The 13,437-nt window shown below is 34.4% G+C and carries 16 protein-coding genes; 12 read left to right on the top strand and 4 right to left on the bottom strand.

What is annotated here, in order from left to right; genetic code table 11:
- Nucleotides 1-47 precede the first annotated feature (47 nt).
- Together DRF58_RS05370 and DRF58_RS05375 are read left to right on the top strand one after the other, a co-directional pair.
- A complete protein-coding gene (locus DRF58_RS05370; protein ID WP_116033654.1) occupies nt 48-1,193 on the top strand; it encodes an ABC transporter permease in 1,146 nt (381 codons plus the stop codon).
- The gene (locus DRF58_RS05375; RefSeq protein ID WP_116033656.1) at nt 1,190-2,341 is read left to right on the top strand and encodes an ABC transporter permease; all 1,152 of its coding nucleotides are present in this window, start codon (nt 1,190-1,192) and stop codon (nt 2,339-2,341) included. The genes DRF58_RS05370 and DRF58_RS05375 overlap by 4 nt, the downstream gene beginning before the upstream one ends.
- Nucleotides 2,342-2,424: 83 nt before the next feature.
- Here the strand turns inward: DRF58_RS05375 and DRF58_RS05380 are convergent, their stop codons facing one another.
- The 3 genes from DRF58_RS05380 to DRF58_RS05385 all read right to left on the bottom strand — a co-directional run bounded on the left by DRF58_RS05380 (nt 2,425) and on the right by DRF58_RS05385 (nt 5,110).
- The gene (locus DRF58_RS05380) at nt 2,425-3,192 is read right to left on the bottom strand and encodes a nucleotidyltransferase (RefSeq protein WP_162300299.1); all 768 of its coding nucleotides are present in this window, start codon (nt 3,190-3,192) and stop codon (nt 2,425-2,427) included.
- A gap of 132 nt (nt 3,193-3,324) precedes the next feature.
- Nucleotides 3,325-3,723 carry a nucleotidyltransferase domain-containing protein gene (locus DRF58_RS18455; RefSeq protein WP_379883776.1) on the bottom strand — a complete coding sequence of 133 codons (399 nt, stop codon included), beginning with the start codon at nt 3,721-3,723 and terminating at the stop codon, nt 3,325-3,327.
- Nucleotides 3,724-3,727: 4 nt separating this feature from the next.
- Entirely contained in the window at nt 3,728-5,110 is a 1,383-nt protein-coding gene (locus tag DRF58_RS05385; protein ID WP_116033658.1) for an RtcB family protein, read from the bottom strand.
- Nucleotides 5,111-5,207: 97 nt separating this feature from the next.
- Here DRF58_RS05385 and DRF58_RS05390 point away from each other — a divergent pair, with 97 nt between their 5' ends.
- The 4 genes from DRF58_RS05390 (at nt 5,208) to DRF58_RS05400 (ending at nt 7,077) form a co-directional block, all read left to right on the top strand.
- Nucleotides 5,208-5,543: a HopJ type III effector protein gene (locus DRF58_RS05390; protein WP_116033660.1), complete on the top strand. Its 336-nt coding sequence runs from the start codon at nt 5,208-5,210 to the stop codon at nt 5,541-5,543.
- A 68-nt stretch (nt 5,544-5,611) separates the two neighbouring features.
- On the top strand, nt 5,612-6,622 hold the full coding sequence (locus DRF58_RS05395; RefSeq protein WP_116033662.1) for a helix-turn-helix transcriptional regulator: 1,011 nt from the start codon (nt 5,612-5,614) through the stop codon (nt 6,620-6,622).
- Nucleotides 6,623-6,660: 38 nt separating this feature from the next.
- Entirely contained in the window at nt 6,661-6,783 is a 123-nt protein-coding gene (locus DRF58_RS18905; protein WP_262510755.1) for a hypothetical protein, read from the top strand.
- Between the two features lie 129 nt (nt 6,784-6,912).
- Nucleotides 6,913-7,077: a phosphatidate cytidylyltransferase gene (locus tag DRF58_RS05400; protein ID WP_116033664.1), complete on the top strand. Its 165-nt coding sequence runs from the start codon at nt 6,913-6,915 to the stop codon at nt 7,075-7,077.
- A 76-nt stretch (nt 7,078-7,153) separates the two neighbouring features.
- On the opposite strand, the gene DRF58_RS05405 is transcribed toward DRF58_RS05400, so the two are convergent.
- Complete coding sequence (locus DRF58_RS05405; RefSeq protein WP_116033665.1) at nt 7,154-7,441, bottom strand: rhodanese-like domain-containing protein; 288 nt, start codon at nt 7,439-7,441, stop codon at nt 7,154-7,156.
- 130 nt (nt 7,442-7,571) lie between these two features.
- On the opposite strand from DRF58_RS05405, the gene queG reads away from it, so the two are divergent.
- The 6 genes from queG (at nt 7,572) to alaS (ending at nt 13,388) form a co-directional block, all read left to right on the top strand.
- The gene (gene queG / locus DRF58_RS05410; protein WP_116033667.1) at nt 7,572-8,495 is read left to right on the top strand and encodes a tRNA epoxyqueuosine(34) reductase QueG; all 924 of its coding nucleotides are present in this window, start codon (nt 7,572-7,574) and stop codon (nt 8,493-8,495) included.
- A gap of 236 nt (nt 8,496-8,731) precedes the next feature.
- Nucleotides 8,732-9,409 carry a TIGR02117 family protein gene (locus DRF58_RS05415; protein WP_116033669.1) on the top strand — a complete coding sequence of 226 codons (678 nt, stop codon included), beginning with the start codon at nt 8,732-8,734 and terminating at the stop codon, nt 9,407-9,409.
- 2 nt (nt 9,410-9,411) lie between these two features.
- Nucleotides 9,412-9,921 carry a murein L,D-transpeptidase catalytic domain-containing protein gene (locus tag DRF58_RS05420; RefSeq protein WP_245955366.1) on the top strand — a complete coding sequence of 170 codons (510 nt, stop codon included), beginning with the start codon at nt 9,412-9,414 and terminating at the stop codon, nt 9,919-9,921.
- Nucleotides 9,918-10,055 (top strand): hypothetical protein, encoded by a 138-nt coding sequence (locus DRF58_RS18690; protein WP_245955367.1) that lies wholly within the window; start codon nt 9,918-9,920, stop codon nt 10,053-10,055. Before DRF58_RS05420 ends, DRF58_RS18690 begins: the two co-directional genes overlap by 4 nt.
- On the top strand, nt 10,052-10,573 hold the full coding sequence (locus DRF58_RS05425) for a GxxExxY protein (protein WP_317124852.1): 522 nt from the start codon (nt 10,052-10,054) through the stop codon (nt 10,571-10,573). The genes DRF58_RS18690 and DRF58_RS05425 overlap by 4 nt, the downstream gene beginning before the upstream one ends.
- Before the next feature lie 211 nt (nt 10,574-10,784).
- Nucleotides 10,785-13,388, top strand: a complete 2,604-nt coding sequence (gene alaS / locus DRF58_RS05430; RefSeq protein WP_116033671.1) for an alanine--tRNA ligase — start codon at nt 10,785-10,787, stop codon at nt 13,386-13,388.
- Nucleotides 13,389-13,437 lie beyond the last annotated feature (49 nt).

The raw sequence follows: 13,437 nt of genomic DNA on the forward strand, positions 1-13,437 counted from the left end.
TTATTTAAATAAAATCAATAAAACCATTGAAAACCATCAGCCGAATTATGATTAGAGAATGGAAGCGGATTTTTTCGATTCCGAATTTCTATGTGATTTTGCTGGTCATTCCACCGATTATTTTTCTTTTTTACGGATTTATTTATCAGAAACAATTTGCGAAAGAACTTCCGATGGCGGTTTGGGACGAAGACCAATCTTCGGTTTCCCGAATGTTGACCGATATGATGGAACATAACGAGTTGATTCAATTTACTCAAACGGTTCACAGCAATGTGGAAATTGAAAAACTGATGAAGGAAGGCAAAATTTTCGGTGCAGTTCATTTTCCAAAAAATATGGAATCTGATGTCAAGAAAAATCATCAGTCCAATATTACACTTTATACCAACGGTGCTTATTTGGTTCCTGCAAAAATGATTTACAAAGGCGCTGCCGAAGTTATTATCAAAGGAGGTTTGGCGGTTGTTCTTCAAAAAGCAGAAAAGCAAGGAATGTCTGCTGAAAAGGCAAATACATTAGTTCAACCTATAAAATTGAATACGACAACATTGTATAATCCGGATTTTAATTATCAGATGTATCTCACGCCCGGATTGATTACGGTCGGACTTCAGATGGCTTTGGTTGTGGCTTCTGTTTTAATTTTAAATCTTGAGTTCAGGCGAAATACAATTGATGAACTTTTGAAAATTTCGACTTCATCTTCGCAGATTGTCATCGGGAAAATGCTGGCTCATCTTTGCATTTCGTGGATACTTTTTGTACTAGTCGCTTACGTGGTTTTTCCTGTTTATGAGTTAGGAAAACCCAAAACCGATTTCAATTTTTTCCTGATTTACACCTTGATGTCGTTGGCTTGCATCGGAATTGGGGTGATGCTTTCCGCAATTTCCAATAATCTTCTTTTTGTGACGGATGTAGCGTTGTTTTTCACTTCGCCAGCTTTTGTTTTCAGTGGGTTTACGTTTCCGAGATGGGCGATGCCTTGGTACGACCAGTTTTATGCAGACATAATGCCTTATACGCATTTTTTGGACGGATTTATAAAGCTCTATTTTATGGAACTTCCGTTGTCTTATGCAACTCCGGAAATTTTCAAATTGCTGGTTTTTATTGGAATCACATTTCCTTTAAGCATTGTGTTTTTTCAAAGAAAAGTCAATCAATATCTTAAAGAAAATCGCATATGAAAGAGATTTTCGACATATTGAAAAGAGAGCTTAAAAACGTTTCGAAAGATTCGAGTTTGTTTCTGATTTTGCTTTTGGCACCGATTCTTTACGCATTTATGTACGGAAGTATTTACCTGAACAAAGGCGAAGAGAAAGTGAAATTAGCTTTGATTGATAACGATGGAACTTCAATTTCCAGAACCTTGACGGAACAATTTGATTCGACGCCAATGATAGAAATTATTCCGAGTTCTAATATTAATGAAGCTCAGGAAAAGATGTATCAGGGAGAAGTTCAAGGCTATTTTTATATTCAGTCGGGCTTTGAGAAGGCTATTTTATCGCAAAAACAAACGAATGTAAATCTGATCTTGAATGCTTCAAGGTTTTTGCCTTCCAGCGATTTGCTCAGTACGGTTACCAAAGTTTGTCTGACGGTGGGAGCGGGTGTGAGAAAAACGTATTTCAACAAACAAGGAATGGGAGAGGACGAATCGATGAAAATGACCAATCCGATTAATATGGATTATCGTCCGCTTTACAATTCGGGGATGACTTATGGTGCGTTTCTTTTGCCCGGATTATTGGCGATTATTTTACAGCAAACACTTTTAATAGGCGTTGCTGCGGCGTTTACTTCGGAAAGAGAAGAGAATAAATTATTGAATCTTTATCAGGTTTCAAAGCAAAGTATTTCTAAAATGATTTTCGCGAAAAGTCTGCTTTATTTTTTTGCATTTATGATATTCGGATTGTTTTTCTCGATTGTTAATTTTTCCGTTTTCGGAGTTGAGATTAGAGGAAGTTATCTTGATTTAGCTGTTATTTCAGCTTTATTTATCGCAACAATTATTGTCTTCGGAATGTTGATTGGAAGTTTTTTCAAGACCAAACTTTTTGCTTTTCAGGTTTTGGTATTTTCGTCTTATCCGATTTTTTTAATCACAGGATATTCTATGCCATATCAGGCTTTACCGAAGTTTGTGCAGATGTTGTCTAATACATTACCGACTTCTCCATTTTTGAAAACATACATCTCAATTGTACAATCTGGAGGTTCGCTTGCCGATAATCTGAATTCTGTTATTCATTTGGTAATTCTGTGGATTTTTTTCGAATTTCTATTAATCTTAAGGATAAAATATTTGATTAAAACTATAACTTAAATACTTAATGAATATGCAATTTTATAGTGAAATTTAAAATACGAGTTAGCGATAAAAAAATAACACTGTCGATTTTGATAGTGTTATTTGTAAAGTTGATTTCTGATTTCTATTAGTGTATTCTCTACTTTTCTTTTATCAGGCAAATTTGGCAATAAAGAACTTTCAGCTAACAAATTTAATTTTTCAATTAATTGCTCGGCCAATAAAAGTAAATCATCATAATCCCAATTTCCAGCTTTGATATTCAAAAGTTCATCAGGATTTTTAACTCGGATTTCAATCTTATTATTCTTGAAAATATTGACTGCCGATTGCAAAAGACGAATCGTGTGCATCATATTTTTAGAATCGTAATTTTTCCCGTGCTTTTGATTGATATTGTATCGGTCTTCGTTTCTTTTCTCGACCCAATCCCAATATTCCTTATAACTTTTGCAATACGTAGAATAAGCATCTTGATTGAAAAACAGATAAGCTTTCGGCTTTTCATTTTTCGGAACAGAAGATAAACTGACTTCATTAGAATCTTCATTTTTATAAATTCCGTTGTAATTCTTATTTCCAAATTCATCATAGAACAAAGCAAAAATACCTTTTGAATTGGGCATCTTTACCAAACCACAATTTTCCTGTAAAAAGTTTTTTTCTTTCAACCAATCTTTTGCGGGAATTGAATTAGAATCTTTCAATATCACACAAAAATCCAGAATTCCTTTTCGTTCTTTTTCAACAGGATTCACAATCTTTTTATTCAATCCTCTTGCTTTCTGAATCTGAGTTGAAGCATATCCTCCAAAAGTATCTTTACAAAATTTTGACAAAAAATCTTCCTGCCGAAACTTATTCATTATCGGATTTTTATAAAGAATACAATCTTCTGGAGTTGCTAGTATTTCTAAAATATTGGGATTGTTTTTTAATAAAAGTTCTGTGAATCTTCCAATCTCATAATAAACGATATCATTAGTTTCATTTGAAACTTACGGAATATATTCTAAACCATAGAACAAATCTTTTGGCAAATAAAAAATACATAAAGGTATCATCTTTTCTAAAAAAGCGTTGTTTTTTATATAAAATATATGTGAAAACAAATGCTCCAAAAGTGGAACGTTCGATTTGTTCAACAAATGAAAAGTTTTTTTCAAATCCCAACCGGAACCATCCAGATCATCTTCTGTCATAAATTCTATCGTATCACGTTTTTCCCAAGGCGAAAGATACCAATCAACAGGATGTTTGTATATGAAACGTATGTCGTAATCGCTGTCCGGAGAAGCAAATCCCCAAGAACGGCTTCCTGATTCTATCGCGAAGAGTATTTCTATATTTTTGTCTTTTTCAAGAGTTTTTAATTTATCTATTATTTTTGTTTTCATTGTTTTATTTTCTAAATTTTTTCTTCTTTTTCCAAGGCGCATTTTTCCCAACATCACCCGCCATAATGCAACCATAAGGCATCACTTCATCCAGAACTTCACAAAGTCCATATTCTTCGATTTGCGCTCTCACGTTTTTGGCGCTTTTATAGGCACTTGGTAATTCGGAAATATCAATTTCATTGGTGAAAAATCTGATATCCAGACCTTGGGTTTCTTCAGCAAAAATTTCATCAATGGTTTTATGAGCCAAAGATTTTTTATGTTGCATCCTGCTGAAGTTTCTCCCTGCGCCGTGAGGAGCAAAACCTAAATTTCTGTCGTTGGTTGTCCCTTGAACAATCAGTACAGGTTCCGCCATATTCAGAGGAATCAGTCTTGGACCTGTAATATCGGGCAAAAATTTGTCGTCCAGTGGCGTTGCTCCTTTCGCGTGGTAGAATAAATCTCCATCTCTGAATACAAAATTATGTTCGTTCCAATATCTGTTTTGTTTTTCGATATTTAATTTTTCCAAAGTCGCCTTGTGAATGGATTCGTGGTTTTCTTTCGTCCATCTTCTTATTAATTGCAAGGCTTCCCAATATTGTTGTCCTTCCACAGTCTCATACGGAATCCAAGCATTTTCTTTCAAAGTTTCTGGCGAAAGTTCCATTCGGATACGGTTGGCGACTTTCATTCCTTTGTCATATAACTTTGCACCTGGCGCTCTGGAACCGTGATGTGTAACCAACATTGTATTTCCTGTATTTTTAGAAATCCCTACAAACAAGAAATGGTTTCCATCACCTTGAGTTCCCATATGTGAACGGGCGATGCTGATTAAATTTTCATCATTCAGGAAAAGATTTTCTCTGAAAGCATCCATCAATTCCTGTGACATCGATATTTGCTCACCTCGAGGTCTTCCGCCATAACCGAAATGAGTGATAGAATGTGCCGCATTCAAAACATCTTTCGGATTCACTTTTCCAAAATCTGTCAACATCACAGAACAGCAGATGTCTGCACTATGAAATCCCGGATGAATGGCATTTTTTGCCACCACAACTCCGCCAACAGGAATATGACCTTCTGGTCCGGTTGGACAAGCATCAGGCATAATTGCTCCCTTCGTCAAAGTTGGGGTTTTCATCAAAACATTCATTGTGTTGATGACTTTTTCCACATTGTCATTTTCGCTTTCATCTTCTGCTCTGATGTTGATGATGAATTCTGCAGGATTTTCTAATAATGAAATCGGTTCCGGAGATTTGAACTGCTCTAGATATTCTTTCATTTGAGTTTCATTAAGGTTATTTTCATTGATATATTCCAAAGCTTCAGCAAACCATTTTTTCGGTGCGAATCCTAAAGCGATTAAGTCGTTTCCTGTAATTGTTTTCATTGTTTTGTTATTTTGATGATTCAAAGTAATTGTATAAGTGCGCAATGTTTTTGCGTAGAAAAATTATTTTAAATATTTTTGATGAAATTTTATTAAAATGATTTTAGAACAACTTAAAAATTCTCCGGAAACAATCGATTTTAAAGACGTGATTGCTTTTATTGATGAGAATTATGATTTCACTCCAACGAAATTTACTAATGGAAATACTATTAACGATGCCAATCAAAATAATGGTTCTTGCAAAGTTTTCAGTTTTGCGAAATTGAATCAACTTTCGAAAGACGATACTTTAGCATTATTCGGAGATTTTTACAGAACAGATGTTTTACAAAATCTTGAAGGAACTGACCATCAGAATATCAGAAATTTTATCGAATTTGGTTGGGATGGGGTTTCTTTTGAAGGAGAAGCTTTAAGGAATAGAGATTAGAATAGAGAAGTTAGACATTAAACGTATATCAGATTTTATGACAATTCAAATTCATTTATAATTATTCTATGTCATCCAACAAAAACGCATTAATCCGTTACAAAACCTTAGACAAATGTCTGAAGAATAAATATAAACAATATACTTTGGAGGATTTGATAGACGAATGTTCCGAAGCGTTATTTGAGTTTGATGGCAAAGAATCTTTTGTGAGCAAACGGACGATTCAGTTGGATTTGCAGAATATGCGAAGTGAGAAATTCGGTTATGAAGCGCCGATTGAAGTTTATCAAAGAAGATTTTATCGTTACAGTGACCCAGATTACAGTATTCATAATATTTCGGTCAACGAAAATGATTTGAAAGCTATGAATAATGCGGTTCAGATTCTGAAACAATTTAAGGATTTTTCTATGTTTAAGGAGATGAATGGTGTGATTCAGAAATTGGAAGATTCGATTCAATCGACTAATCAAAAATCGATTATTCATCTTGACAAAAATGAACAATTGAAAGGTCTGGAACACATTGATATTCTTTACGAAAGTATTCTGAACAAAAAGGTTTTGAAGATTCTTTACAAGAGTTTCAAGGCAAGAGAATCCAATCATTATATCGTTCATCCACAATTACTGAAAGAATATAATAATCGTTGGTTTCTCATCTGTTTTCATAAAAATAACATTATGAATTTGGCTCTGGACAGAATGGAAGAAATCTCAGTTGAAGAAAAAATCGAATATATTGATAAAGATTTCAATGCGGACAGATATTTTGGAGAAGTTGTTGGAGCAACCGTTTCAGAAACGCAACGACCTCAGAATGTCATTTTTTTCGTTACAAGGAAACACGCACCTTACGTTACGACAAAACCTTTTCATCATTCGCAGGAAATTATAAAAGAAGACGAGACTGGAATAACTTTCAAAATCTGTGTTCAGTTGAACTTCGAATTAGAAAGAATGATTCTCGGAATGGGAGAGTTTATCAAAGTTTTAGGACCTAGAAAATTAAAACAAAGAATTCATAAAAGTCTGAAAGAAGCAGTTCGTAATTACAGTTCTGATGAAAATCAATAATGGCGCATTTCTTGTAATAATCTTAAAAATTTAATGTTATGAAATCAAGATTGTTAAGAATGGCTCTGACTTGGGCGGCTCCTTTTATAATTGGATATATCGTCAACAAAATAGAAGAGAGGACGAATAAAAATAAAATCAAAAAAACGATAAAAGCCTAAACAATAACCACTGATTTTCAGTGGTTTTATTTTGGTAATTTATTCAAAATGAAAATTAAAACTCCAAATTTTAATAAGAAAATATCATTTTGGCTTAAGTTTTGAATTTTCAGCACAAATAAATAAATTATGAAAAAATATATCAATATTATTCCATTATTCCTAATGTTAGGATTGTTAACAAGCTGTGAAGCAGTGGAAACTATTTTTAAAGCCGGAATGTGGTGGGGAATTATCCTCGTAGTCGGTGTTATTGGCTTAGTAATGTGGCTTCTGTCAAGGGGTAAAAACTAAAAAAGCGGGAAATATTTCCCGCTTTTCCTTTTTTATAGAATCTTATTTACTCCCTTTAGGGTTGGGGTAAAATATCTTAAAGATTTTCCAAAGTTTGGCTAAGATCATTGTAACCGCCGCCGTTATAAACATTTTCAAAACCTTGAGATTTGTAAAACTCTGTTGCTTTTCCGGAACGGTTTCCTGACCTGCAGAAGAAAATAACATTTCCGTCCAAAGCTCTGATTTCATCGATGTGAGCTTCAATATCTCCCAAAGGAATATTGTTGGCTTCTGCAATGTTTCCATCCATTTCCAATTCCAAAGGTTCACGAACATCAATCAAATGATAGTTTCCCGCTTTCAATATTTCTTCTATTGCCATAATTTTAAATTTTTACTGTTTTAATTGTAACAAAACTACAATATAAATTTCAAATTTCCACACAAAATCCCTCGTCTTAAAAATGAATTGGAACGAAATTAATTAAATGTCTTAATTTCGCAAAATATTTATGAATCCTAAAGAAAGACACACACAATTGATCAAAACCAAAGCTTCTGCTTTTGGGTTTCAGTCGTGTGGAATTTCAAAAGCGGATTTTTTGGAAGAAGAAGCTTCTCATCTGGAAAAATGGTTGAAGAACAACCATCACGGCGAGATGAAATATATGGAAAACTATTTTGATAAACGTCTTGACCCGAGATTACTTGTTGAAGGTTCCAAGTCTGTGATTTCTCTGAGTTATAATTATTTTCCGGAAGAAAAACTTCAGAACGAGAATTTCAAAATCGCGAAATATGCTTATGGAGAAGATTATCACGAGGTTATCAAAGAAAAACTGAGAACGCTGGTTGCTGAACTTCAGGAAGAAATAGGCGAGTTCTCTTTTCGTGTTTTTGTAGATTCAGCGCCGGTTTTAGAAAAAGCTTGGGCTAAGAAATCCGGAATTGGCTGGGTGGGGAAAAACTCGAATCTGATTACCAAAAAATATGGCTCTTTTTACTTTTTAGCAGAGATTATCTGTGATTTGGATTTAGTCGAAGATTCTCCCGTTACAGACCATTGCGGAAGCTGTACCAAGTGTATCGATGCGTGTCCGACTCAAGCGATTATTTCCGATAGAATTATCGACGGAAGCAAGTGTATTTCATATGCAACCATCGAACTGAAAGACCAGATTCCTGACTTTTTTAAAGACAAAATGGATGATTGGATGTTTGGATGCGATGTCTGTCAAGATGTTTGTCCTTGGAATCGTTTTTCGGCTCCTACTTTGGAAGAGAAATTTCAACCGAATTCTCAGCTCAAAAACTTTACAAAACAAGAGTGGAAAGACATTACCCAAGAAGTTTTTTCCTCGGTTTTCAGAAAATCTGCGGTTAAGCGGACAAAGTTTGCAGGTCTAAAACGGAATCTCGATTTCTTATCAGAATAAAATCCCTTTTTATCGAGTTATTTTCTTTTTTGAACTCTTTTCGGTGCAACTTTTACTCTAATTTTTAATCTTTTGTTGGATTGACGTTTTTTCGGCATATATTAGTGATTTTTCGTTATTAAATTTCAAAATAAATTTCCATAATTCCAAGAAAAATTAAAAAAAATTAACATATCTATTTTGCTTTAAAAATTTTATTATCTTTAGTGTTCTCTACGATTTGTAAAAACAACCGGATGAAAAAAATGCTGCTAATTATCATAAAAATAATCGGCTTCATAATTGGAGTCGTTTTTTTGTATATAATTTTGGGATTATTGATTCCATATATTCCCGTAAAAGCTAAAAAAACCGACGAACCAAAAACGATAGAATTGTACATCTTGACCAATGGTGTACATACAGATTTGGTGGTTCCTGTCAAAACAAAATATGTCGATTGGAGCGAGAAATTACCATTCGAAAATACAAAAGGAAAGCAGACAGATTTCAATTATATCTCTTTCGGATGGGGTGACAAAGGTTTCTATCTTGATACACCCAATTGGTCTGACCTCAAATTTTCAACAGCCTTTAAAGCTGCTTTTTGGCTAAGCGATTCTGCGATGCATTGTACTTATTACAAACAAATGAAAGTAGGAAGTGATTGTAAAAAAATGCTGCTGACAGAACAACAATATCAAAATCTTATCAAATTCATAGATGATAGATTTGATAAAGATGCTTCCGGAAAATATATCTTGATAAAAACTGATGCAGTTTACGGAAATAACGATGCTTTTTATGATGCAAAAGGCAGTTATAACTTCACTTATACTTGTAATACTTGGGCAAATAATGGTTTAAAAGCAGCAGGACAAAATGCCGCACTTTGGACTCCTACGGATTTTGGGATTTTTCAACATTATAAATAGAAATGAGACATTCTTTTTATCTATTATTTCTGATAATCATTTCTGGATGTCAAAAAGAAAACTTGAAACCCAATTTTCTGGTAACAACAGATTCCATTACTGAATCTAAACCTGTCATTAATATTTCGAAAAATGAGCAAAAAGGCAAAGAAGCATTAGAGTTTTGTAAGACCAAAGACTTCAATACAGATTTTTGTATTTTGATTGATATGAGTTTGCATTCGGGGCTCAAGCGTTTTTTTATTTATGATTTTAATAAAAATGAAATTTCTCAAAAGTATCTTGTAGGTCACGGTTGTGGAAAAAGATTTTGGAGTTTCGATTTTTCAAAAGATAATCCAAGTTTTAGTAATGAAGATAACAGTCATCTTTCTTCGTTGGGAAAATATAGATTGGGAGAAAGAGGCTATAGTAATTGGGGCGTGAATGTAAAATATCTGATGCACGGTCTAGACGAAACTAATAGCAATGCTTTGAAAAGAATTATTGTCTTCCATTCTTGGGAAAAATGAGCGACGATGAGGTTTATCCAAAAGGTTCGCCAGAAGGCTGGGGTTGTCCAACGGTTTCTAATAATGCATTCAAGGAAATAGACCCAATGTTGAAAAATTCTAAGAAGCCAATTTTGATGTGGATTTATAATTGAATTTGATTGACATTGTTCCGCTGATTTATGAAAAATTATTAAATGCAAAGTTTTTTAACGGGGTTCTTATATTTAAGGAAGCAAAGGCAGATGAATCTGCAATTATTAAGGTGGAAAATAAACAACAAGCACACAAATGTATGACAGAAAATGAATTATCGTATAAAGTTATAGGAGCTGCGATTGAAGTTCACAGAACGCTAGGGGTTGGATTACTTGAAAGTGCGTATGAATCTGCACTTCTATATGAATTACAACAGTTAGGTCTCGATGTGAAAACTCAAGTTTTTCTGTCAACAATTTATAAAGGTATCAAGATCGACAAAGCCTACAAAGTTGATATGATTGTTGAAAATAAACTTATTATAGAAAATAAGGCTGTGCGAGAGCTACATTCCATAGATTATTTTCAAACAAACACATATTTAAAATTAACAGGACTAAAGCTCGCTCTTCTAATAAATTTTAATTCACCACTTTTAAAAGACGGAATACATCGAATTGTAAACAAGCTATAAATCAAGCTTCATAAAATCAATTCATTGATTAATCTTTGCTTCCTAAATCACAAATTATCGTAATAAAATCTTTGCGTTTAAATTTACTCTTCCAAAACTATATTGAATAATACAATAACTAATATTTTAAACCAAATTTTATTAAATTTGCCAACCAAAAGTTGATATACATAAATAGCAATCAACTATCAACCAACAACCAACAACTAAAATGACTTCACAAGAGATAAGACAGCAATTTTTAGATTTTTTCAAAAGCAAAGAACACCTTATTGTTCCTTCTGCGCCCATTGTTCTAAAAGATGACCCGACACTGATGTTTTCCAACTCTGGAATGACTCAGTTTAAGGACTATTTTTTAGGTTACAAAGAACCGAAAGCTTCAAGAATTGCCGATACGCAGAAATGTTTAAGAGTTTCCGGAAAGCATAATGATTTGGATGATGTGGGTCGTGATACCTATCACCACACGATGTTTGAGATGTTGGGGAACTGGTCTTTTGGAGATTATTTCAAGAAAGAAGCTATTTCTTGGGCTTGGGAATTATTGACAGAAGTTTACGGAATTCCTAAAGAAAATCTTTACGTCACCATTTTTGAAGGGGACGAAAAAGAAAATCTTGAAAGAGACAACGAAGCTTACAATTACTGGAAAGAATTTATTGCTGAAGACAGAATCATCAACGGAAACAAGAAAGATAATTTCTGGGAAATGGGTGCCAGCGGACCTTGCGGGCCTTGTTCGGAAATTCATGTTGACTTAAGAAGTGCTGAAGAGAAAGCGAAAATTTCAGGATTGGAATTGGTAAACAATGACCATCCACAAGTTGTAGAAATCTGGAATCTCGTATTCATGCAGTTCAACAGAAAAGCTGACGGTTCTCTGGAAAATCTTCCCGCAAAACACATCGACACCGGAATGGGATTCGAGCGTCTTTGTATGGCTTTACAACAAAAAGAATCAAATTATGATACAGATGTTTTCACCCCTTTAATTGCTAAGGTTGAAGAACTTTCTGGAAAACAATATACCGGAATTTTAACGGATGAAAAAGACATCGCCATCCGTGTAATTGTTGACCACATCAGAGCGGTTTCTTTTGCGATTGCAGACGGACAGTTGCCTTCCAACGGAGGAGCAGGTTATGTGATCAGAAGAATTTTAAGAAGAGGAATTTCTTACGCTTACCGATTCTTAGACCAAAAAGAACCTTTCTTGTATCAGTTAGTTGCTGTTTTACAGGAGCAAATGGCTAAATTCTTCCCGGAATTGCAAAAGCAAGGAACTTTGGTTACGGAAGTAATTAAAAGTGAAGAAGAATCCTTCTTAAGAACCATTGAAACAGGATTAATCAGAGTTGATAAATTAATTCAGCAGACGATTTCTGAAGGTAAAAAAGTATTGCCAACAGAAGAAGTTTTCGAATTGTACGACACGTACGGTTTCCCGGATGATTTAACAAGAATTATTGCGGAAGAAAAAGGTTTAACCATTGACGAAGCTGGATTTGAAGAAGCTTTAAATCAACAGAAACAACGTTCAAAAGCAGATTCTGCCCAAAAGGTTTACGACTGGGTAACTTTGGAAGAAAAACCTGAAAACTTTGTGGGTTACGACAAAACTGAGTCTGAAACCTACATCACAAGATATAGAAAAGTAGAAAATAAAGACGGAGAATTTTATCAGGTCGTTTTAAGCGAATCGCCTTTCTATCCTGAAGGTGGTGGGCAAATCGGTGATAAAGGAATTCTTGAAAATGCTACCGAAAGCTTTAAAGTTTTAGAAACTAAAAAAGAAAATGGACTGATTATTTCTTTAATCAACGGACTTCCGAAAGATGCAGGAGCAGTTTTCTATGCTAAAGTCAATGCAACTGACAGAAAAAATTCTGAGGCAAATCACTCGGTAACACATTTGTTGCACGAAGCTTTGAGAGAAGTTTTGGGAACTCACGTAGAGCAGAAAGGTTCATTTGTTGGTCCTGATTATCTGCGTTTCGACTTCTCACATTTCAATAAAATGACGGAGGAAGAACTTACTTTGGTGGAAGATAAAGTGAATGCAAAAATAAAAGAAAACATTGCATTGCAAGAGTTTAGAAACATCCCGATTCAGGAAGCTTTAGACAGAGGTGCAATGGCTCTTTTTGGCGAAAAATATGGCGACAGCGTGAGAATGATCCAGTTTGGAAGTTCTAAAGAACTTTGCGGAGGAACTCACGTAAAAAATACTAGCGAAATCGGTCATTTCAAAATCGTTTCCGAAAGCTCTGCAGCAGCTGGAATCAGAAGAATTGAAGCCATTTCAGGAGATAAATCTGATGAATATTTCAAAGGTTTAGAAAAACAAATCGCCGAGCTTTCTCAATTGCTGAAATCCAAAGATGTTGTACGTTCTATTGAAAAATTAATCGAAGAAAATACAGCTTTAAAATCTGAAGTTGAAGCTTTCAAAAAAGAAAAAGCAAAAGGTGAAATCGGTGACTGGAAAGGCGCTTACGAACAAAAAGGAGATAAATTACTTTTGGTAAAAAGAACTTCATTGGATGCCGGTTCAATCAAAGACATCGTTTTCCAGCTGAAAAAAGAAATTCCAACTTCAATAACAATCATCCTTTCTGACGCAGATGGAAAACCAATGATTACCGTGGGAGTTTCCGATGATTTGGCAGGAATTTATCAGGCCGGAGCATTAATTAAAGATTTAGCAAAAGAAATCCAGGGCGGCGGCGGCGGAAATCCGGGCTTCGCAACAGCTGGTGGTAAAAACCTTGATGGGCTGGAAAATGCTTATCAGAAGGCTTTATTATTGTAAATTAAATTGGCAAAAATGTAAAACTCCCAAATTTTGGGAGTTTTTTTAT

The sequence above is a fragment of the Epilithonimonas hispanica genome, from assembly GCF_003385395.1.
Taxonomy (GTDB): Bacteria; Bacteroidota; Bacteroidia; order Flavobacteriales; family Weeksellaceae; genus Epilithonimonas; species Epilithonimonas hispanica.

Bases quoted from the DNA above. Each gene is read 5' to 3' on its own strand.
- DRF58_RS05370 (WP_116033654.1), top strand. From the start codon at position 48: ATGATTAGAGAATGGAAGCGGATTTTTTCGATTCCGAATTTCTATGTG.
- DRF58_RS05375 (WP_116033656.1), top strand. From the start codon at position 1,190: ATGAAAGAGATTTTCGACATATTGAAAAGAGAGCTTAAAAACGTTTCG.
- DRF58_RS05380 (WP_162300299.1), bottom strand. From the start codon at position 3,192: ATGAATAAGTTTCGGCAGGAAGATTTTTTGTCAAAATTTTGTAAAGAT.
- DRF58_RS18455 (WP_379883776.1), bottom strand. From the start codon at position 3,723: ATGAAAACAAAAATAATAGATAAATTAAAAACTCTTGAAAAAGACAAA.
- DRF58_RS05385 (WP_116033658.1), bottom strand. From the start codon at position 5,110: ATGAAAACAATTACAGGAAACGACTTAATCGCTTTAGGATTCGCACCG.
- DRF58_RS05390 (WP_116033660.1), top strand. From the start codon at position 5,208: ATGATTTTAGAACAACTTAAAAATTCTCCGGAAACAATCGATTTTAAA.
- DRF58_RS05395 (WP_116033662.1), top strand. From the start codon at position 5,612: ATGTCATCCAACAAAAACGCATTAATCCGTTACAAAACCTTAGACAAA.
- DRF58_RS18905 (WP_262510755.1), top strand. From the start codon at position 6,661: ATGAAATCAAGATTGTTAAGAATGGCTCTGACTTGGGCGGCTCCTTTT.
- DRF58_RS05400 (WP_116033664.1), top strand. From the start codon at position 6,913: ATGAAAAAATATATCAATATTATTCCATTATTCCTAATGTTAGGATTG.
- DRF58_RS05405 (WP_116033665.1), bottom strand. From the start codon at position 7,441: ATGGCAATAGAAGAAATATTGAAAGCGGGAAACTATCATTTGATTGAT.
- queG (WP_116033667.1), top strand. From the start codon at position 7,572: ATGAATCCTAAAGAAAGACACACACAATTGATCAAAACCAAAGCTTCT.
- DRF58_RS05415 (WP_116033669.1), top strand. From the start codon at position 8,732: ATGAAAAAAATGCTGCTAATTATCATAAAAATAATCGGCTTCATAATT.
- DRF58_RS05420 (WP_245955366.1), top strand. From the start codon at position 9,412: ATGAGACATTCTTTTTATCTATTATTTCTGATAATCATTTCTGGATGT.
- DRF58_RS18690 (WP_245955367.1), top strand. From the start codon at position 9,918: ATGAGCGACGATGAGGTTTATCCAAAAGGTTCGCCAGAAGGCTGGGGT.
- alaS (WP_116033671.1), top strand. From the start codon at position 10,785: ATGACTTCACAAGAGATAAGACAGCAATTTTTAGATTTTTTCAAAAGC.